At 43.4% G+C, this 22,243-nt stretch carries 19 protein-coding genes; 13 read left to right on the top strand and 6 right to left on the bottom strand.

Going from position 1 to position 22,243, the window contains the following annotated elements:
* The 6 genes from pilN to C5469_RS05560 all read right to left on the bottom strand — a co-directional run bounded on the left by pilN (window position 1) and on the right by C5469_RS05560 (window position 5,681).
* The gene (pilN, locus tag C5469_RS05585; protein ID WP_166303471.1) at window positions 1–1,602 is read right to left on the bottom strand and encodes a PilN family type IVB pilus formation outer membrane protein; all 1,602 of its coding nucleotides are present in this window, start codon (window positions 1,600–1,602) and stop codon (window positions 1–3) included.
* 4 nt (window positions 1,603–1,606) lie between these two features.
* On the bottom strand, window positions 1,607–1,948 hold the full coding sequence (locus tag C5469_RS05580) for a toxin co-regulated pilus biosynthesis Q family protein (RefSeq protein WP_166303468.1): 342 nt from the start codon (window positions 1,946–1,948) through the stop codon (window positions 1,607–1,609).
* An 89-nt stretch (window positions 1,949–2,037) separates the two neighbouring features.
* Window positions 2,038–2,562, bottom strand: coding sequence for a hypothetical protein (locus C5469_RS05575; RefSeq protein WP_166303465.1), 525 nt, complete (start codon window positions 2,560–2,562; stop codon window positions 2,038–2,040).
* An 86-nt stretch (window positions 2,563–2,648) separates the two neighbouring features.
* Window positions 2,649–4,166 (bottom strand): prepilin-type N-terminal cleavage/methylation domain-containing protein, encoded by a 1,518-nt coding sequence (locus C5469_RS05570; RefSeq protein WP_166303462.1) that lies wholly within the window; start codon window positions 4,164–4,166, stop codon window positions 2,649–2,651.
* 112 nt (window positions 4,167–4,278) lie between these two features.
* On the bottom strand, window positions 4,279–5,076 hold the full coding sequence (locus tag C5469_RS05565; protein ID WP_166303459.1) for a prepilin peptidase: 798 nt from the start codon (window positions 5,074–5,076) through the stop codon (window positions 4,279–4,281).
* Between the two features lie 38 nt (window positions 5,077–5,114).
* A complete protein-coding gene (locus tag C5469_RS05560) occupies window positions 5,115–5,681 on the bottom strand; it encodes a type 4 pilus major pilin (protein ID WP_166303456.1) in 567 nt (188 codons plus the stop codon).
* A gap of 1,083 nt (window positions 5,682–6,764) precedes the next feature.
* Here C5469_RS05560 and C5469_RS05555 point away from each other — a divergent pair.
* The 13 genes from C5469_RS05555 to C5469_RS05495 all read left to right on the top strand — a co-directional run bounded on the left by C5469_RS05555 (window position 6,765) and on the right by C5469_RS05495 (window position 22,234).
* Window positions 6,765–7,214 (top strand): phage tail protein, encoded by a 450-nt coding sequence (locus C5469_RS05555; protein WP_166303453.1) that lies wholly within the window; start codon window positions 6,765–6,767, stop codon window positions 7,212–7,214.
* A gap of 89 nt (window positions 7,215–7,303) precedes the next feature.
* Window positions 7,304–8,377 carry a phage tail sheath family protein gene (locus C5469_RS05550; RefSeq protein WP_166303450.1) on the top strand — a complete coding sequence of 358 codons (1,074 nt, stop codon included), beginning with the start codon at window positions 7,304–7,306 and terminating at the stop codon, window positions 8,375–8,377.
* Between the two features lie 12 nt (window positions 8,378–8,389).
* Window positions 8,390–9,760 carry a phage tail sheath family protein gene (locus C5469_RS05545; RefSeq protein WP_166303447.1) on the top strand — a complete coding sequence of 457 codons (1,371 nt, stop codon included), beginning with the start codon at window positions 8,390–8,392 and terminating at the stop codon, window positions 9,758–9,760.
* A 54-nt stretch (window positions 9,761–9,814) separates the two neighbouring features.
* On the top strand, window positions 9,815–11,026 hold the full coding sequence (locus C5469_RS05540; protein ID WP_166303444.1) for a phage tail sheath family protein: 1,212 nt from the start codon (window positions 9,815–9,817) through the stop codon (window positions 11,024–11,026).
* Complete coding sequence (locus C5469_RS05535) at window positions 11,023–11,481, top strand: phage tail protein (protein ID WP_166303441.1); 459 nt, start codon at window positions 11,023–11,025, stop codon at window positions 11,479–11,481. Before C5469_RS05540 ends, C5469_RS05535 begins: the two co-directional genes overlap by 4 nt.
* A complete protein-coding gene (locus C5469_RS05530; RefSeq protein WP_166303438.1) occupies window positions 11,478–11,663 on the top strand; it encodes a DUF5908 family protein in 186 nt (61 codons plus the stop codon). Before C5469_RS05535 ends, C5469_RS05530 begins: the two co-directional genes overlap by 4 nt.
* The gene (locus tag C5469_RS05525) at window positions 11,650–12,333 is read left to right on the top strand and encodes a CIS tube protein (protein ID WP_166303435.1); all 684 of its coding nucleotides are present in this window, start codon (window positions 11,650–11,652) and stop codon (window positions 12,331–12,333) included. The genes C5469_RS05530 and C5469_RS05525 overlap by 14 nt, the downstream gene beginning before the upstream one ends.
* On the top strand, window positions 12,330–13,931 hold the full coding sequence (locus tag C5469_RS05520; RefSeq protein ID WP_166303432.1) for a phage baseplate assembly protein V: 1,602 nt from the start codon (window positions 12,330–12,332) through the stop codon (window positions 13,929–13,931). Before C5469_RS05525 ends, C5469_RS05520 begins: the two co-directional genes overlap by 4 nt.
* 12 nt (window positions 13,932–13,943) lie before the next feature.
* Window positions 13,944–14,387, top strand: coding sequence for a GPW/gp25 family protein (locus C5469_RS05515; RefSeq protein WP_166303429.1), 444 nt, complete (start codon window positions 13,944–13,946; stop codon window positions 14,385–14,387).
* Window positions 14,384–14,800 (top strand): hypothetical protein, encoded by a 417-nt coding sequence (locus C5469_RS05510; RefSeq protein ID WP_166303426.1) that lies wholly within the window; start codon window positions 14,384–14,386, stop codon window positions 14,798–14,800. Before C5469_RS05515 ends, C5469_RS05510 begins: the two co-directional genes overlap by 4 nt.
* Window positions 14,801–14,882: 82 nt before the next feature.
* Entirely contained in the window at window positions 14,883–17,609 is a 2,727-nt protein-coding gene (locus C5469_RS05505; protein ID WP_166303423.1) for a hypothetical protein, read from the top strand.
* Window positions 17,602–20,469: a hypothetical protein gene (locus C5469_RS05500; protein WP_166303420.1), complete on the top strand. Its 2,868-nt coding sequence runs from the start codon at window positions 17,602–17,604 to the stop codon at window positions 20,467–20,469. The genes C5469_RS05505 and C5469_RS05500 overlap by 8 nt, the downstream gene beginning before the upstream one ends.
* 142 nt (window positions 20,470–20,611) lie before the next feature.
* A complete protein-coding gene (locus C5469_RS05495) occupies window positions 20,612–22,234 on the top strand; it encodes a tail fiber protein (protein WP_166303417.1) in 1,623 nt (540 codons plus the stop codon).
* Window positions 22,235–22,243 lie beyond the last annotated feature (9 nt).

Here is a 22,243-nt window from a genome sequence, read left to right as displayed (position 1 = left end):
TCAATCTACCACTATAGGGGTAATCATGACTACGATCACATTATGGTTTCTGTTACCCTCACGACTTCCACCCAGAAATTGATTATCCGGGCTACCCAAGCCACTGCGATCGCTGGTATCTGACTGTTGCTCGAATCCTGACAGCACCAGAGTTTCACCTGAATGTAGCCTCACTTTCTGACTGAATGCACGTAAATCTATGGTCGGTAACTGCACCTGACCGGTCTCTTCCTTGCCAAATTTCTCCAGCTTTTTTAAATCGCTCAAGCTAATGTTGTACTGTAACAATATTTGCTTATCGGCCATTGCATAAGGCAGCATCAACATATTAAAACCGGTCGTTACTGTCGCAGGCTCAATCCCTACCGAAGTGCCAATTTGTGGCGTTGAGGTGTTAGAAATGGATGAAACATAACCGGTCTGCGTTGCGACCTGCATCGGTACCGCTTGCAAATTTAGTGTAGTAACCGAAGGTTGAGTCACTATAGAGACTTTACCTTGAGCCGATAACGCCTTGATCAGTAAGGTACTGTCACTAAATGGCCCCTTGAGAATATGAATATTCGTACTAATATCGCGCCCATTAATGGCACTACTGCCCTCACCACCCACTCCTATGTGAGCGCTTTTATAAGCCAGTGACCAATCGACACCATACTGATCAGTCCGATCAAACGTTAGGTTAAGGATCTTGACATTAAGCACCACTTGCGTTGTCAGTAACTTGTTCTGCTGATCGATATAATCCTTAATTCTATCAAGCACTTCAGGTGAGTCCGTTACCACCAATGACGCTGTCGCCATCGACAAAGTTAACTTCCCTTCACCAGACGTTAACATATTGGATACTGTTTTTTGGATCTCATCCATCACCGAACGAGTCAAAGAAGTCGCAAGAGTTTGGGAACTACCGCTGTTACCACTATCCTCTCCACCTAAGCCACCACCGAATGTTGCACTGGTGGTCGCCGTCACGCTGGAAGATAACGCATCTGTACCCGGCAGTGCATATATTTGAAATACCCGCGTCTCGGTTTTGAAAATATGCACCGCACCATTGTGCACTTTCCAATGCAATCCTGCTGATAAAATAACCGAATCAAGCAAGCCTGCCAAAGAACCATGCCAATTTACGTTGATTTTCATCTCTTCTGATCCGCCTCCTTCAGATCCCGACTGAGTGTTCGAATTGACAATAACAACCTCCCTGCCGCTTTCTTTCTCATCCGATGCCGAACTGGAATACATTGCAAGCCGCGCATCGGCACTGATAAGCACCGGCACACCACAGATACGTTTGATCTTTTCTGCAAACTGGTTCAGCGTCATCGGCTCAGCTTCTTCCAGAGTCAACATACAGGAAACTGTCTCACTCTCCTTCTTTGATGGAATCTCCTTGGTTGACACCCAATAACCATGCTCGTGAACATGCACAACTGCCGCCGCGGGAGCCTCGCGTAACTCCTTGATAATATCGGTAGCCTTTGCCATCTCGGTATCTGCCCGATGATCGACATTAGAAATTGCTGTACAACTTGACAAGCCAGTGACTATGCAGGGTAGCAATATCAATCTAAAAAACTGCAAAAATCGGATAGGCATGTTATTACCCCTGAGCCTGTACATGGACAAGCCGCTGTTCCTGATAAATATCGACGGTGAAAGGACGATTCGCCATTGCGTAAGCTTCGAACAGCTCACTGACCGCATGAATAAACGAACCATTGAAACGCAAGCCAGCCCTGATCGGAAAATCATAGGAAGCATCCCATACCACCTGATAGCCGGACTTACTAGCCCACTCTTGCGTCACACCACGCAGAGTTTGCCCCGGCGTTGCTATCCATGCCGCCGCTAAAGGAACCGATGTTGGCGTAGGTGCTGCGTAAACGGCGATATTTGACATACAGACAAATGCCGTCAAAACATATGTGATTATTTTGTTCATCGATCTTTCTTTCCAAATAAAAAGAAGTAGCCAAACAACCCATTAATAAAGTTCAGTGACCTGAAGAAAACCCACTTGCAGAACAACAACTACAGTATTTCCACCAACGCTCCGTCAGACACAAACTTCCGAACATCACCCGGTAATTGTCTGGCCAGCGGACTTCCTATTCCTCTTCCTCTACCATCGATAAGCCTGGAGCCGCTCTTGAAACCAATCTGATCTGGTTCTGCCCCCCATTTAAGCAATTCTCCGAAAGCGCTATGTAACAACACATTGTCGCCGGTGCTGATATTTTTGCGGAAAACATAGATATGCTTCCCTGAAATCATCCCCCCCCAAAGACACTGGCTGGAAAAGCTATTACACCAGGCATCGGTATTCACCCACGTCATATGCAGAGTGGTCAATGCTTGCTGCATCTTGCGGCGACTAATCACACCAACAGAATGACTATTAAGCAATTGCACACCCGCTGAAGCATAGCTACGAAACAACGCAGCTATATCAGTTCTGGCACGTACTGACTGCTCACGCACTTCATACAACAGTTCACCGAACATCAGTTGCATGAAAAATCCGACGGCGATCCCAACAATAGCTAATGGCCACATTGATGTTCTCCTATTTAGGTTAAGAACAGCCGCGATCCTATAGATTGGTTAATTCCAAATAACCAGATACAGGGTGCTGTTAATCATCAGTGATGACTGCCCAAAATATGAATATTGTTTTCAGAAGAGTGGAATACGCTGGTAATGTTATATTTGTGATGTGGTCTCGCAATGAATGCCACGACACAAGCCCTCGTATTCTGTCGATTTACATTGGTATTAACTTCTGGATAGTCCACCAACCCAGATCGCTGAAAAACAAGCGGTAAGTCAGATTCCTGGTTGTTACCATTTTTATCCGCCTCATACACAGCCAACACACAACACATATAACAGCCATCAGAAATCGGAGATGGAGATGTAGAAGCGGTGACTAACACAGGGAAATCAGAGTTGTTAAAAAAGGGCTGGCTATTTGCCTTACCACCATTAGCGATTACCGGTTGATCCGCAAATAACCGCCCATTTCCAGTAGCGTCTTTCCATTGCAACGCCGGCGGACCAATGCCGGTTTTCTGACACACCAGCAGTTCCCCTTGTTTGTTCATGGATACGTTACCTAACGCAGGGCAAGTGCCACCAACAGAATTTCCAGTTTTGGTGTTTATTACTAAGTTGTTGCCAACAACGACATTTTTATCTGACTGAATATCGCCAGCAGCCAAAGTACCTTTATTACCAGGATTAGCATTACCATCAAGGATAAATAACGTGCCATGTGCTGGATTGATAACTATTGCGCCGTCATTATTTTGTTCAATATAAGATGGTTTCTCTTGAGAACGGGAAGAAAAGGCTATCTTATTCGCACCATTAACCATTCCAGAGCCTTGCATCGACAACGTATCCACCTGATCGAGACTATTGCCACTCATACTAATGCTGGTTTCCATCTTATTCCACTCTGGATGCCCCCCGGTTTTTTGTCGGTGAAGCAAATCCCCCGCCAATGTCCCTGGACCATAGATTGACGCATCCCGCATGAATGGGGCATAAAAAATGCGGCCAATTTCATCAGGCTGCTCATTGAAAAACCCCGCAAAAGATTCAGGCGTATTAACCTGACCATAACTATTCCAATAAGTGACCGGATTATGGCTGTCACGATTTCTGTAATCCAAATACAGGCCACCAACCCCAATCAATTGCGCGATCTTCATCGAATGATCAGCCACATTTGGCTGTTTTCCATCAGCCATTGCCGGCACGGTATAAATCAACGGATCAATGCGTTTTTTGCCATTGGGTAACATGACAATACGCAAAACACCATCATATTTCTGACCAAGCGGATTGACCGTATTCTGGTCAAGTCCCGGCGGTAAATAGGGGATCATCTCTGCCCAATTGATTGATACAGGCGTTGACCCATGACTTAAAACAACATAATTGTCATTAACATAATCCACCACCGCATCACCAAGATGTTGGATCTGCCCGGCGATTACCTGGTTCACCAACATATCACTCTGCCTGCTTAGATAAACCACACCAACCACCATCATTGATGCCAGTACCATCAGTGCAACAATCACTTCCAGTAAAGTGAAACCTGCATCATGGCGGCGTATCGTCAATATAGATACAGACTCATCATCATGCATAAATAGCCCTTTTTACATAATAAGTACGAAAACCTCTTCCATCCGATAACCTATTTCCCCCAAAAGAGATCCTGCTTAAGGGGACTACGCCACTGCTCATACCACTCCCTGGCTACCTTTGGCAAAATGCGACAATCAATCCAGCCATTGCCAAACCTGGACCGAAAGGTATCTGTGGCTCCGTTCTTATTCTGCGTAGCCGCCAAATCGTCAGATAACTTATTAGTGTCAGACTTGCTGCAAGCAAAACCACCAATGGGAGCGCTTCCACCCCCAACCAAGCACCAAGCGCCGCCAGAAATTTAGCATCTCCCCTTCCCAACGCATCACGCTGGATCAATTGCCGGGCAATCCACCCCACCAACCTAAAAAACAGATATCCACAAACCACGCCACTGATTGCCAGAGGTAATGCCACAAATCCGGCAGAATACAGATTGAACAACAACCCTAACCACAACAAAGAAAGCGTTAGTTGATCAGGTAGTAACATATATTCGAAATCAATGACGGCCAACGCTACCAACATCGAACTCAGCATCAATAAACCCAACAACGAATAATTCCATCCAGTGAACAAAGCCAGCAAAGAAAAGAGCACTGCCACAGTACCTTCAACCAATGGATAACGTATTGAAATCATACCGTTACAGTACCGACAGCGCCCTTTCTGGCACAAATAGCTCAACAAGGGAATATTATCGCGGACTGCTAACACGTGACTGCAACGTGGACAATGAGAACGGGGAAAACAGAGATTAAAACCAGTGGCCTCATTATTGCTTTCAGAGATAATCATGATCGGCAGGCGGCAGATCACCACGTTCAGAAAACTTCCGACACACAATCCCAGTAACCCTGCTACCAAGACTAAATATCCTGTTTCAGACTGCAACCACCCTATCACCATGATCATCTCCCGACGCATTCACTTAAAGAATCAATGTCCTAACTGGCAGAAATAAGTGTCACCGTATTGGCATCGTTGGCATTACATGCGGCATCAATTTGAGCCAAAGTCGAATCTGGTTTAATTTCTGTAGCAGACTTCTGCCCTTTCCCGCTACCAACAGTCATTTTCGACCAACCCGCCACCCGCAATTTCAGCGAAAGTTGCTGACAAGCCTCATCAGGCACATTTTGATACTCAATCTTGAACGTCTGAGCGGTAGTATCTCCCGGAGAAATCGTCACCTTGCCATTCCAACTATTAAAAATGATTCCAGCCTTACCATCCTGAGTCATATTAGCCGGAACAACTTTGTAATTAATGGCAACCTTGTTATCCAAACTGTCATAGCCTTTAGCGCCGTTTTTAATTGATTTCACATTTGCTGCCATCTGAGTAATATTCGACGATTCAGTTGAGATTTCCGAAGCCCGGAACAACTTACCGATCCCCGCTGCTGCCGCGGCTAATATCACAATACCAACAATCATTACAACCAACGCCTCAATCAGAGTAAAACCTGATTGACACCTAACATTACGCAGTACATTGACTTTCTTATTCATGCTAATCACTCCAAAATCAAAATAAGAGACGCATTACCACTCACATACTCACAAAATGAAATAAAACATTAACGTAATAATAACACACATAAAAACATTTAAAACACTTTAGTGTTTCATATTGAAATTAATACTATAGGTTACAATTTGAAAAATAAAATTGTTTAAAACGTTCAAAAATAATACAAACGATCGTTAAAAACTATCAAATATTTTAATTTCCATCGTGAATATCGATTAAAACTGATGTTATAGCCCATTAAAAAATCAATGAATTTTATTCTGTCAATTAGCTGCAAACAAACATTAATAAATTTTACTTATATATAAAATTAACTTGTTGTTAAGACTTACTGTTGTACCGAGCCTGTCACAGATCACATTTTCGTAACAATGGGACATGCAACCGTTCTCCTTGCTAAAGAAAAACACCTTTCATTAACCAAGGTTTCTTAAATGCCAACAGAGGATTCTTACTCACTAGCTATCGAGAAAGGGAATAGAGGATTAAATACTCAATTAAAGCCAAATAATACCAACCTCATCTTTTAAATAACAGAACAAAACACACACAATGATCATAAGTTGATCAGATAAAAAAATAAAATCAAGTTATTAATCCAGATAAATAGAAAATAACCCTATTAATTACCAACCTGAATTACAAAAACAATATATACCCAATAGATTTCAAATTGCAGCGCGGCGGCAAGTGAACGCATCCCCTGGAGCATAGATAACGATGTGACTGGGGTAAGTGAAAGCAGCCAACAAAGCAGCAACTTGAAAGATGAAGGATATAAATATTTAGATACGTAACATCATTAATAAATTCATCTTGCGCCCCCTATTAATTAATGATAATCATAAAATAAAAATTATATACAGACCTTACACCTATAATTTCACTATTTAACTAAAAGTGATTTAAATAAATCACTAAGATAAATATTTACCATAAAAAATAACCTTTTAAATTCAGGTTATTGCGGTAGCTATACCCATAATTCATGCCCAATGAAAACAAAGTAAAAAACGCTCCCTTAATATTTTAAATGTAAATAATAAACAAAGGAAAAAATCATGGCTATAACTCCAGAACAAATTTCTGTTGACTATCCCATTCCTACTTATCGGTTTGTTGTGTCGATTGGTGATGAACAAATCCCTTTTACCAGCGTTTCCGGGCTAGATATTTCCCATGATGTAATAGAATATAAAGATGGCATCGGTAATTATTATAAAATGCCCGGCCAACGTCAGTCGATTAATATTACTTTACGCAAAGGTATATTCTCCGGCGATACGAAACTTTTTGACTGGATTAATTCTATTCAGCTTAATCAGGTTGAAAAAAAAGATATTTCTATCAGCTTAACCAATGAAGCAGGTACTGAAATTTTAATGTCCTGGAACGTAACGAATGCCTTTCCAACCTCCTTAACTTCCCCTTCTTTTGACGCCACCAGCAATGATATTGCAATTCAGGAAATAACACTGACAGCAGATAGAGTCACAATTCAAGCGGCTTAATCAGGCTGCCAGCACCGACAAATGATCATCATAATGTATGACTTTGGCTGAATTCACTCAAAATATCGCACAATATAATTGGAGACTATATGCCAATAACACCAACCTACCCCGGCGTTTATATTGAAGAGGATGCCTCACCGTCACTCTCCGTTCGCTCTGGTGCAACCGCAGTGCCTGTCTTTGCCGTTGCAAATGACAATGTACTGAATACTCCAGCCCGTATTAGTAGCTGGCTGGACTATCTGATACTCAAAAATGGACAATTTGATCCTACCAGCTCACTTGATATTGCACTGCGTGCCTATTTTATTAACGGCGGTGGATACGGCTATCTCATCAAAACTCAAGACTTAGAACAGCAAGTTCCAACACTTGACGATGTGACATTACTGGTTGCTGCCGGCGAAAATATCACTACTGCCACAGGCACCCTTTGCCAACCAGGCAAAGGCTTATTTGCCATTTTTGATGGCCCAACAGAACAAATAACTGCAACCCAAGATCCAAACGAAGTACTCATATCCTACCCCGTTACCCCTTATGCCGCCGTTTATTACCCTTGGCTAACGGCTTACTGGGGAGAAAATAAAGCCCCCGTTGATATTCCGCCCAGTGCAGTCATAGCCGGCATTTATGCTCGTGTCGATAACAGCCGGGGTGTCTGGCAAGCACCAGCTAATGTTGCGATTCAAGGAGGATTACAACCTAAATATCCTATTACTGATAGTCTACAAGGAACCTATAACCAAGGTAAGGCGCTGAATATGATCCGTACCTTTCCTAAGAGCGGTACGCTTGTCTGGGGCGCCCGCACGCTTGAAGATAGCGATAACTGGCGCTATATCCCAGTTCGCCGTCTGTTTAACAGCGCAGAACGGGACATTAAAAATGCCATGGGTTTCGCGGTATTTGAGCCCAACAGCCAACCCACATGGAAAGCCGTGCAACGCGCTATTGATAACTACCTCTATACTCTCTGGCAGCAAGGCGGACTCATGGGTAATACAGCCGAGCAAGCTTACTTTATTCAAATTGGCAAAGACATCACCATGACCGAAGACAACATTAATAATGGCCAAATGATCGTTAAAATCGGCATGGCCGCAGTTCGTCCTGCCGAATTTATTATCTTGCAGTTCACGCAGAATATGAACCAGTAATAAGGAAGCATTATGGCCACACAACCATCTACCCCCGGCGTATATATTAGAGAAGATGCGTCATTATCTCTTTCTGTTAGTCAAGGAAATACCGCAATACCCGTTTTTATTGGGCGTTTTTCGCCGAAAGATGCCAGCACACTGCCGAAAGTAACACGCGTTAATAGCTGGCTGGATTTCACTACTCACTATTTGATCAACCCGGTACAGTCGGTATCTATTACATCAACACCACCTGAACCGCCAGAGGAAGACGAGCCGGAAAAAGATCCAGACCCCAAGGCAGAACCCGGTAGTTACACTTACACAATATCTGCCGTGTCCTATACATCAAGTTATGATGCATTGAGGCTCTATTTCCAAAATGGTGGCGGTCCTTGCTATATCCTGCCACTTGAAGACGTTAGTGATTCTTCTACTGTCCTACCACTGTTACCAGAGCTGATTGAACAAGCAATCAATATTACATTGCTGGTATGCACAGAACGAGAATATTCTTATAAAACAGTTGTATATGGTAATCTATTCCCATTACTCACCGATCCAAACCGTGGAAACTATTTCCTGATTGCTGACAGCCTTGACGGAGAAACCGTCCCAGGTCTCAACGCAATCGCCCAGGTTGCCGCTTATTATCCTGAGCTTAAAATTCAGCAACCACCACTGACATCAGAAAAAGATGAAAATGTGGTCATCATCGGTTACGAAGATGCAGGAACGCCATCAGGACAAGTCAAAAATTTAGCGCAGCTCAAAAGGATAAACCCGCCACTCTACGAGCGAGTTATCTCAGAAATGCAGCAAGCGATTGCTAATAACGAAGGAACTATTTCTACCAGTGCTGTCATGGCGGGCGTGTATTGTGTCACTGACGCCAGCCGTGGCGTCTGGAAAGCCCCGGCTAATATTGCTCTGAATGGGATTCGTGATGTCACTAAACGGCTCACTGACGATGAACAAGGTGACATGAACTTAAAAGGCATAAATGCTATTCGCTATTTCACCAACAAAGGTTTTGTCGTTTGGGGTGCACGTACCCTAAAAGACGATGACAACTGGCGCTACATTCCGGTACGGCGTTTATTTAATACCGCAGAACGTGATATCAAGCAGGCAATGCGATTTGCCATCTTTGAACCCAATAGCCAGCCCACCTGGAAGCGGGTGCGATCAGCCATTGAGCAATATCTCTATCAACTTTGGCAACAAGGAGCACTGGCAGGTAATAGCCCACAGGAAGCCTATTTTGTCGAAATTGGCCAGGATATAACCATGTCTGCCGGAGACATTAAGAACGGACAAATGATTGCCAAGGTTGGCATGGCTGCCGTGCGCCCGGCTGAATTTATCATCCTTCATTTTTCACAAAATGTAACCCAGTAATTGCACTAAGGCGCGGTTCAATACCGCGTCTATTCCGTCGTTAAGGAGACGATAATGGAGATAAAGCAACCTGGCGTAATCGTAACGGAAAACCCTATTTCTCCAAATCTGGATAATACATTTATCGGTATCCCCGTTTTTGTTGGTTACACCTACCCCCGACCTGCCATCAAGGAAAATACCAATAATAAAATCGCCATCAAATTCAATAACCTGACTGATTTTACCCGGGAATTCAGTGAATCAGGATTAATGTACTATTCAGTCCGCCACTTCTTTGAAAATGGTGGTCAGCAAGCCTACGTCCTGTCATTGAGCCCTGATGAACAACTCAAAGATTTCCGATCATTAGTAGCCGCACTGCAACTGGACTGGATTAAACAAGCGATTGCCTCAGAGAGCGAAATCACGCTGATTGTTGTACCTGATATGATACTTTTTAGTCAGATGAATGATCCTAACGTCAACGTGGATCTTTGGTTATTGTTCTGGCAGTCAGTACTCGATCTTTGCAAAAGTCGCCTTGGTATCATCGCGTTACTGGATGCTCCAGACGATCCGGCATTAGCTGCTGAGTGTCTGGCTCAGTTTTCCTCAAGTGACAGGCAATGGGGCGCCGTATACTGGCCGGGATTAAAAAGTGTCTACCAGCAATCTATCGTACTCTCACCTACTGCTGCGGTTGCCGCTATCATACAGAATAACGACAACCAAATGACCGTATGGGCTGCCCCTGCCAATGTGACAGTAGCCAAAGTTGTCAGCCCAGTACGCTCTTATATTGAAGCCGATGCCCTGTTTAATCAGGATGGCACCTCACTGAATCTGGTGCGTAGTTTTCCCGGCAAAGGTATTAAAATTTGGGGATGCCGAACGCTGGACAACACACCCGGTTCCCCCTGGCGCTATATCCAAATTCGTCGTCTGGTTTCCTACATCGAAGCCCATATGACCCAACTGGGACGAGCCTTTATCTTTGAACCTAATAACCCAATAACCTGGACGAAATTTAAAGGTCAAGCTCACAACTGGCTGCGTCAGCTCTGGTTAAAAGGTGGTCTACGAGGAACTCAGGAAGATCAGGCATTCGAAGTATTGCTGGGTATTGGCGAGTCAATGAGTGAGACAGATCTACGAGCCGGGAAAATGATCATGAAAATCAGACTGGCTCTTTTAATTCCAGCGGAGTTTATTGAATTGAACTTGTCATTTGATAGCCATAGCGGAATGAGTGCAGTACCGAGTATCAGTAGAGGTAGATTATGAACAACCTCTACACCCCGTCAGTATCACACCGTTTTATCGCCAGTTTTCTTTTTAACAATATCCCCAGCCCGCTGGATATTGCCTTTCAGCGCATATCGGGCCTGAGCCGTGAACTACAAACTACCCAACATAGCCAAGGTGGAGAAAACGCTAGAAATATCTGGCTGGCCGAGAAGATCCAACATGGCAGCCTGATGCTAGAACGTGGCGTCATGACAGTCACGCCGCTTACCCTGATATTTGATCGCGTCCTGCGTGGCGAAAAAGCGATTTATGCCGACGTCGTGATCATGCTACTGAATGAACAAACACTTCCCGTAGCAAGCTGGACGGTCAGTAACGCACTACCAGTCCGCTGGTCCACCGGCGATTTCGATGCCAACAGCAATACTATCTTGGTGAACTCTCTGGAATTACGTTATCAGGATATGCGCTGGTTAGGAGTGAAAGCATGACCGTAGAAATTAAGGAACTGATTATTCAAGTCAAAGTAACCGATTCAACGAGTGATCCATCATCCCCATCCCAGCGGACATTAGCTCAGGAAGTACAGGATAACGCCCGGCTGATCGAGATCGTGAAACGGGAGGTATTAGACGCATTACGTGAAGCGGGAGGAAAATATGAGCTTAATTGAACGAGGTCTATCTAAACTCACCCTGACAGCCTTCAAAGACCGGGAAAGTAAGGTTACTGTTGGCAGTTTACAAGCCATGTATAACCCCGATTCAATTCAACTTGATTACCAAACCCATTATCAACCAAACGAAAGCGTTAATAATGCCAACCAAAGTAATCACTATGTATCGTCTCAACCGGCCAGCCTGTCATTAATCCTACTATTCGACGCCGTTATGCCTGGCAATAACACATCGATAGAAACCCAACTAGCAACCCTGAAAGCCCTGTGTGCAGTTGATGCCAGTACCAGAGCTCCCCACTTCCTTAAAATCAAATGGGGCAAAATGCGCTGGGAAAACAAAGGCTATTTTGCCTGCCGCGCCAGTGGCCTTACCATCAGTTACACCCTGTTTGACCGGGATGCCACACCTCTGCGGGCCAGTGCCACCTTATCTTTAGTCGCAGACGAGAGCTTTGTCATTCAAGCCACTGAGCAGTCATTAAAATCATCCCCGATCACAGCAGTCAGCGTAACAGATATGATGTCTCTACCATTGATTGCCTTAAATGCTGGTGCTTCTTTAGCAGGAGGTATCGATTATCTCTCCCTGGCCTGGCAAAACGATCTGGATAATCTTGATGACTTCACGCCAGGACAAACACTACAAGCACAGGGGGATGCATGAATACACCCGTAGTCACCATTAAAATAGGTGGAAAAACGCTCAGCCAATTTTCTGTCATTAGTCTTACCGTAAATCACAACATCAATGGTATTCCTTCGGCCAACATCACCCTGAACACAACTGACGATGCCAACCATATTTTTTCTACCAAGGCGCAAGCTGAGCTGGCAAGTTGCCGTCCGAATCATGAACTTATTGTACAGATCCAAAAAACGGTGGTGTTTAAAGGGATCATTGTTCGGCAGGCGCTAGTACTTAAAGGTCAAGACAACATCATCACCCTGACAGCAAAGCATCCATTGCAAAAATTAACTGATGGCTTCCACTCACAGCTATTCAGCAAACAAAGTGATGAAGCGATTATCAGAAAACTACTCAGTCAAACGGGTATCTCTGTAGCCATAAAACAGGCACCTCAACTTAAAACGGTACATGAGCAAATGGTGCAATTCCGTTGCAATGATTGGACATTCTTAAAAAGCAGACTTAACACCATGAACACCTGGCTGCTACCCGGTAACGATGTCATTACATTGGTCACACCCGAATCACTGAATCAGTCAACTGTACATACCATTCATCAACGTAGCGGTGATAATGACATTGTCCTGTTTGAAGCAAATCTGCAATTCGATAGCCAACGCAGTCCCAAAACAGTAAGCGTACAGACCTGGGATATTGCCCAACAAAAACTGTCTCGGGCAACCCAGGCAAAAAACAGTGGATTAGGTCGTGGTCAACTTGCCGCGGACAGCCTGACGGCGCTAACCGATCAAAATTGGCAATGGGTTTTTAGCTATCCGCTAGATAACGAACAAACCAAGCATTTTGCTCAAGGCATCATGAATAATCTGCGAAGTCATAATGTATCTGGCAGTTTTGAAGTCGAAGGAGATGATCGCTATCAACCGGGGGACGTCCTAGCGCTGAAAGGATTTGGCCAAGGTATGGATGGTCAAGGGATTATCACCGGCGTACGTCAAACCATTAACCAACGGCAAGGCTGGCGTACTCAGTTAACCCTCGGCATACCACCAGATATAGAACGCCCCCTCCCCCAAGCGAGGGAACTTCACATCGGTATCGTAGAAAAATACCAGCAAGACAGCCAATCACTGGGACGTATTCCGGTCAGAATACCCGCCTTGAACCTGACCAATGGTGTGCTTTTTGCCCGATTAGGTAAGCCTTATGCCAGCCATGAGAGTGGATTCTGCTTCTACCCCGAACCGGGGGACGAGGTGATTATCGGTTTCTTTGAATGCGATCCGCGTTTCCCTGTGATATTAGGCTCTATGCACAACCCTAAAAATAAACCCCCGTTAGAACCCAGTGAAAAAAACCCGGTGAAAACCTTAGTCATTAAACAAGGGGATAACCAGCAAGCATTAGTTTTCGATAATAAAGAAAAAACTCTCTCACTCAATAGTGGAAAAAATGCCTTATCTCTGCAACAGGATAAAGATATCACGCTTAATTCCACTAAAAATTTCATCACTAATGCACAAGAAATAAAAATACAGGCTGAAAAATCCCTGTCCGCGGCTGGAAAATCCGGGGTCGATATTAAAGGTGCGAAAATTAACCTAACACAGTAATAAGGCAATAAGATGACCAATAAAATATTAGCCGATATTTATGGCCGAGGCTGGGCATTTCCGCCAAAGTTTTTTATCCATGACAACACACCTGAAGTACAATCTGGCGTCATCATGGCGGAAGGGGCAGAAAATGTTCATCAAAGTATGAAAGTCCTTTTTCTCACCGACCCCGGCGAACGAATTATGCGTGAGAATTATGGCTGTGGCCTGAATGATTATTTATTTGAAAATATCAGTGATGAACTGATGGCAGGGATTCAAACCCGTATTGAAGAACGAATACTGCGCTATGAACCACGAGCAGAAATCACCGCAATTCAAGTGAATCAGAGAACAGATTTGCCCGATACCCTGCACGTTCAGGTGACCTACACGCTAAGAGGCAGCAACATCAACCAACAGTTTGAAGGCATCCTTAAGGTCAACGAAGGACAAATACAGGCGAGCCCATGAGCAAACAACTGGTAGTTGATGGCAACAGCCTGCTATTCGAGCCCTTATTCGGCAACCGGCAGGTTACCATTTTGGGGCCGGCGACCATCCGGGGTAGCGGACATGCACAAATTCAAGGCAAAAAGATCGTCATTGTCGGTGATGAAAAAAAGGTGCAGCTTCAAGCACAGTACGTCACCCCTAACCACCCAATACCCGGTATGGGCATCGTTACCATTGCTCAATTAAATACCAGCCAGCAGGTAAACTTTTGCCGCAGCCCTGCCACAATAATTGTCGTCGGGCAGCAATTTATTGCCCGTTTTACCCCAACCCAACCGGCGAATAACCCGTCAACTGGCCCAGATGTGACGACGCCAAGTATGGGAAAAGGCCGTTTTATCGCCAGTCAATATACTATCAGTGCCGGATAAATAACCCCTTCAACCCTATTTTTAAATAACAACGATCTCCTGAAAACTATCAGGAATAGATTCAATGACAGGTGGTATAAACATGAAACAGGCCGAGTTAGAAAATAAACTCACCGCTATTGTACCGAATACTGCTTTTAAACTTGATGAAAGAAATACGCTGGATATTTTAAACTGGCTCCAAGAATACGCTAAAAAAATCCCTTTCGATCAAGAGAAAAAACAGTTTTGGGATAGTTTCTACTTTATTCAGGAAAATAGTCCTCAACAATTAGCCGATATTTATCAAAATATCGATGAAGCAAATGGGCTTTTACCGGCACATCAAGCTTTTGTACTGGCTTTTTTAAAATTATTAGAAACAACCAACCTACTATTAAACACTTTTCCGGCGCAACACCGTGATCTTTATTACCGGCAATTATTGGGATTAAAACCCAGAAATGCGCAAGCGGATAGCGTTGCCATAAGCATTAGCTTGAATACGGATAATCCAGAATCGCGGGTGGCACAAGGAACCCTGTTTGACGCAGGACAGGATAGTGCCGGCAATCCGCTACAATATGCATCAGATACAGAGCTACTGGCGAATCAGGGAACACTGACCGACCTGCGTTGGCATCGAAAAGATAGCAATGGCTGGCAATCAGCAATACTGCTAAATCTTGCAGATAACATTTCATTACCTGAAAACGGTATTCAACTTTTTAGTCCAACAGCCCATGATGTTCAGATTTTGTCCGGCTACCTGATTACCTCACCTTTATTTGCTATGTCGGAAGGAGAACGTAGCATCACATTGAAGTTGGCCAGTCCTTGGGATGGGGATGATAAACACATCATGGCTACGATCAGCTCAGGAGATCACTGGCTTTCACTATCAACTGTAAAAAAAGATAACCAACATCTTACACTTCACCTGTCGGCCAATAATGATCCCATCAGCCCTCCTGACAACCTTGATGGAATGACATTTGATGTACCAGTACTAAAACTGGGCACTATCCAAGGAACGGCTCTACCCACAATTACAGAGATTACAATCAATATTATCGGCAACCGTAATGTACTCTACGCCTCTGATAGTGGCATTGAACAAACGGATACGACGAGTTTTCCCTTTGATCAATCACCATTGCTGGGTTCCGGTTTTAATTTAGTTTCTCCAGAATGGTATGGTACTGAAAATGCGACACTGACTATTACCCCACAATGGATTGGATTGCCCACAGAGAACTTTTCAACATGGTATGCAAAATATAATCCTAAACCTGCCAATAATAGTGTATTTAAAGTTCAGGGTTATTTAGTCACCCCCCAGAGAAAAACCGTGATTAATGATCCCCTGTCATTATTCGAAGGAAATAATGCCCCTCAAGGAAAAAGCCTGAGTTTTAATTTGCCAGCAATGAATTACCCTCTTGCAGACAGCCCATCACCCAATGATTGGCCTGCGTCAATACGTATCGAACTAGCTGAACATGACTTTCTGCACACACAATACTGGAAAAATCCCACCGATAAAAATTTACCCTATACCCCGCAAATGAGTGCATTGCAGGTTCAATTCTGTGCTACAGCCAAACCTCAACAATTCTCCATTTATCCTCTGACACCTTTTGGTTGGAGCGAGACAGAAACAAACCTACCGCCATTAGCCGATAATACATTCTACCTGGGCTTTACCGGTGTCTTCCCCGGACAAACTTTATCTCTATATTGGCAACTGGAAAGCTTTAGCGAATTCTCTATATCTTGGTTCTATCTGAACAAAGACAATACCTGGCAACCATTAACTAAACTGGTTCACGACCAAACCCGCAACTTGTTTGATCGAGGAGCCTGGCGCACTTTGTTACCACAAGATGCTTCAAATCAAGCCGTCCAAATGCCAACAAGACGATACTGGCTGAAAGCACAAATGACACCAAAATTACTTGATGTCACCGAACAGAATAATTCTCTAAATTACCCAATTATTAAAGGCTTATTGTATAACGCCACAACTGCCACATTAATTAATACGGAAACCATTGAGCCAGACCACTTCATCAACGGATTGGCTGCCGGCAGTATTAAACAACTGGTCAACACTTCCGTTGCAGTCAGCGATATCACTCAACCTTGGGCATCCTGGGATGGCCGCCCACCGGAAACCGAACAATCCTTCCTCACGCGGGTTTCTGCCCATTTGTCTCATCGTAACCGAGTGTTAAGCTGGGGGAGCATTGTCACCTTGCTGAAAGATCATTTTATCAGTCTATTTGACGTCAAATACCCGTCTACCAATGAGTTAACCCAAATTCCAGCCTCCGAGCAGCAGCAATTAATTGTCATCCCGGACAGCCGTTATAAAGATAACGATGACGCATTACGCCCAATGCTGAAACCCGCCAGATTGCAAGAAATGGCCGAATGGTTGGGCCAACTAAGCAGCCCATGGACAACCATTGTCATCAGCAATCCTACCTACATTAATGTTCTGATCAGCTATCAACTGGTGTTTGTCTCCGGCGTTAATCCCAGCTACGGCCATTATCAGCTACAACAAGAACTGAGCCGAAAATATATGCCATGGGGAGAAAATACTTCAATTGGCGTCACAACCGGTAACCACATTGATTACTACCAGTTGCTAGCCACAATCCAGCAATCCCCGCTGATTGAACGCGTCACCGACTTAAAAATGACAATACCCAACCGATACAGGGGCATCGTGGGTGAAAGTATTGAGGCTGCCGATAACGAAGTACTGATCTTAGTCTGGCCCGATAATACTGCCTCAAGCCAAGGAGTTGACAATGAATAATCAGGACGCCTTGTTTCCCATCGTTAAAGACGATATTACTTTTGACACCTTACTCGCTCAGGCAAAAACGGTGATTGAGCAACAATCCGGCCAACATTGGAGCAATACAGGTGAAAGTGATCCCGGTATTACCTTATTAGAAGCCTGTTGTTATGGTGCATCGGATTTAGCTTACCGCCACTCATTATCACTCAGAGATCTCCTTACTCCCAAACCAGAGGAACAGACACCCAACGAGGGTATTTTTCCAAAGGAGTTTGGCCCACAACAAATGCTGACTTGTAGCCCAATCACGGCTGAAGATTATCGCCGGGCCATATTGGATTTGCATTACTCCGACCCGATAAGTACTCGAAATAGTGAAGGTTATTTTTTCTTTAACGATGCACAACTCATTCGTGAACCTAAAGATCAGAGCTACAATTACTGGTATAACAAGACAACACGTGAATACAGCTTTATTCCTCCCGAAGATGGCGAACAGTTAACACTAAGAGGAAACTACTGGCTTTATTTACTCCCCAGCCGGGAAACTGAAATTGATAACACTCAGGCTCAGGAAAGTTTGGCGGCTTTTTTGATAAATAACCGTAATCTGGGGGAAGCCGTCAGCAAAATTATCTGGCTGCAACCCACCGATCTGCCCTTGCAGATTGATATTGAACTAGATGATGACGTCAAAGATATCGCGGCCATATTCGCCCAAGTTTATATGGCAGCGGAACAAATGGTCATTGAAAAACCGTTACGCTATACCACCCAGTCCATGATGGAGCAGGGCTACAGCAATGAAGAAATATTTTCAGGACCTCATTTACATCACGGCTGGATACCCAAATTACCTCAAACCAAAGATTACACCGCCTCTACCGTGTTAAATCTCAGCCATCTGGTTAACCGATTATTGGCGATTAAAGGAATACAAAGCATTACCCGACTCACATTAGGTAAGCACGACGAAAAAATCACGCCATTACCGTCAGACAAATGGTCCTGGATCATTTCCCAAGGGTACTACCCCAGACTATGGGGCAACGACCCATTAGGACTGATTACCTCACCAGACAGCCCACTCACCATTACCGCTAAAGGTGGCGTTACCGTTGTGGTATCTAAACAACAAATAGAGGGAAAAATAATTGTTCCCCCCTTGATCAATACACAGCCGGAATTATTGAACTGGGGCAAACATCGTAAAGTCCTGGATTACTACCCAGTAAGCAATAAATTACCGGCTTGTTACAAATTACAAACCTACGCTAATACCCAAGAGCAAGTGCAGTTACATCAATTTATGTTGCCTTTTGAGCAAATGCTGGCTAACGGCTGTGCCGAACTCAACCTATTACCCAAATTATTAGCCTTTAAACAACGGGGAAATAACGTATACGGTGCTCAGTGGCCTTTTAAAGCGAATACTGTCGCTCAGAAAGTCCATCAAGATATAGAACCTGATTTGATAAAAAAGCTTAATAGTGACTCACAAATCTCTCATGAAGGCGTTATTCAGCTTGGAAACTATGCAAAAGAGCTGACAATTGTGGATTATCTGTTGAGCTATTTTGGTACTCAGCGCGCAGCCAGACCACTCACATTAGACTTACTGGATTTTCTTTCTACCCAACGCGGGTATCTGGCTCAGCAACCTGAACTGGCCTATCAGCGTAATAATATTCGTATTGACAGAGTGTCAGCACTGCAAAAACGCATAGCTGCCCGACTTGGATTGGGAGGAGAATGTTTTAGTGACACGCCGAATTTAGCTAATCTTCCTTTCTATCTGATTGAACATCGTCAACTCTTACCGGTAAGACCCGACGAAAGTTTCAATAATGAGCAACAACCTAATGATTTCAAGATTATAAAAGATACTCCCGATTCAAAAGATCATCACTTAATCATCACACAGCAAGGTTCGGTGGGACGGTTACTACCCGGTCAAGTCATTAACCTGATTATCAAAGGTAAAGACGGATTCACATTACGAGGCCAAATGATCGCTGAGGTAGCAGGAGACACATTCACCCTTAGCACCCGCAACAGCACTGATCTAGAGTACAATTTGAATATTGTACAGCAGGCATTTAACGACGGTAATCTGCGCTGGCACAATAGCCCGATATGGATGGAAGATATGGATTATCAACTCGTTTATGCCAGTGCAGCATATCAAAGTGATGCAAAAGATGAACGCTGGATTACCTCTAGTGCTCAAAGCCCTTTTCCCGCAATGATCAGAATAGATGATGACATAACACTAAAATATAAGATTATGCCATTAGATTCTCCCAAAGCTTCTGATTATGAACTCAAAGCAAAGGTCATTAAATTTGACCGTATTAGGGGCCGGATATTACTTAAACGAAATCCAGATTCACAAGAAGAATTTCCACCAGAAGCAGAAGCATGGCGTTACCGCTGGCATTTCTCCAGTGAAAAATATGCCAAGATTGATCGTTTTTCATTTGTCGTGAGTGTAGTGATCAATCGCCAATTAATTGAAAATGATGAAGTCAATCCTTACAAACTGGAATCGTGGGTAAAAACCGAAATTTTAGCTGAATTTCCCGTTCACCTTTCCATGATTATTCACTGGTTATCACCGGAACATTTCAGGGATTTCGCCAGTACCTATGAGCGTTGGCAAAACAATAGCATTCCTTTAGGAAATGAAGCATATCATATTCTGGAAACATTAACTCTCGGTCGTCTGCCTTCAGCATTAACCGGCACGGGAAATATGAGAATTGCTACCCCAGAGCAACGAGAGGCTGTACTGGGTCAATCTGGAACTGAATGGCATTCTGAGGTTATCGAGAGTAACCAACTATTATATGTTCCTCCCCATATTCTGGAATAAAATATTCAGTCAGCACAAGTCTTAATTAAACACACTTATTCTTCTGCTGAAATAAATATCTTTTTATTATTAATTTCCTGTAAATCAATATCGACATAATCTTTAAAACAGCATGACTCAACATTATACTAAGGTAATAACAATGAAAAAAAAACACAATCAACCTAATTCAGAATCTAATATAGAAGATACTAATATTCAATCAATAGGTCCTGAAACAGATAAATTAAAAGATCGCTTTAAAGCTGGCAGTATTCCATTACAAACCGATTATGAAAACTTAATTGATATTGCTGATATTGGTCGCAAAGCAACCGGGCAAGCCCCCGGACAATCAGGAAAACCGGGTAATGGATTAAGTCTGACTAATGATGGCGCTTTACAAACAGCACCGAGTTCTACCGGTGGCCTGTACTTTAATAATAATGAATTAGCGATTAAACCCTCTAATGGTATTAACGTTAATGATCAAGGTATCTCTATTAAATTAGCTCAAGATAGTGGACTCAATGTTGGTCATAACGGTCTAACCGTATTAAATGACAGTGATTCAGGATTATTGCGACGTGAAGGGAGTAAGAGTTTCCAGGTTAAAGCCGGTAACGGTATTAACGTTGATAACAATGGTGTCTCTATTAAATTGGTTAATAGTGATAGTGGACTTTATGTTAATAATAACGGCCTGATTATCTTAAATCACCCTGATTCAGGATTGAATAGACGTAGTAATGATAAAGGTCTTCAGGTTAAAGCCGGTAACGGTATTAAAGTTGATAACAATGGTGTCTCTGTAAAAGCAAAAACTAACAATAACACGATTAAAGTCGAACCTGATGGAATATCTGTAGGAATTGGTTGGGGAGTAAAATCAGGTGGTGAAGGGTTAGATGTCAGAGCAAGTAATGGGATTTCTGTTGATAAAAATGGAGTAGCAGTTAAACCTAATACTAGTGGCGGTATTACCGTTGATTCAAGCGGAGTAGCCGTTAAGCCCAAGGTTAATGGTGGTATTCAGGTTAATTCAGACGGCGTATCTGTCAAATGTTGGGAAAAAGGTGGTATTCAAGTTATTGATAGTGATGGCATCTATTTAAAACTAGATGGAGCTAACACAAGTGGTCAAAACAGTACAAGCGGTTTAAGTTTAAGTGACCGAGGGGTAAAAGTTAATCCTAAAGCTGATGGGGGTATTATCGTTGATCGAGATGGCGTCAGTATTGATTTTAACAAGGTACTCCCCAGAGGAATGATCGTGATGTTCCATGGTAATAGCGCCCCTGCTGGTTGGGCCTTTTGTGATGGTAATAATGGAACTCCAGATTTAAGAAGTCGTTTTGTCATGTGTGGAAATAACTTTTCTGATAAAGGAAACAGCAGTAAAGCCAACGGTAGCGGCAATGGAAAAAGCTTTTCCAGAAATACAACATCAACTACAGTTTCGGTAAATGTTACTGTGCAAAACACGACATTAACAGAATCACAAATACCTAGTCATAAACATATTGAGAGTATGCCATATTATATCTCTCTAGGAATGGCATATGGCTATACGCCAATGGGAAAAACTGCTTATCAAATAAATAATGAATCTGGATCACTATTATGGCGTAGACCTGCTTCTGGAGATGATTATCATCCCTACACATCAAGCACAGGCAGAGGACAAGGACATAGCCACCAAGCAACAGCATCATCCTATTCACACAATCATAGCGTTGATGTCGTTCCGCCTTATTATTTATTAGCCTTTATTATGAAACTTTGATTTTATTCC

The sequence above is a fragment of the Photorhabdus cinerea genome, from assembly GCF_011189575.1.
In the GTDB taxonomy this organism is placed as follows: Bacteria; Pseudomonadota; Gammaproteobacteria; order Enterobacterales; family Enterobacteriaceae; genus Photorhabdus; species Photorhabdus cinerea.
This window is presented reverse-complemented; position numbering and strand designations above follow the sequence as displayed.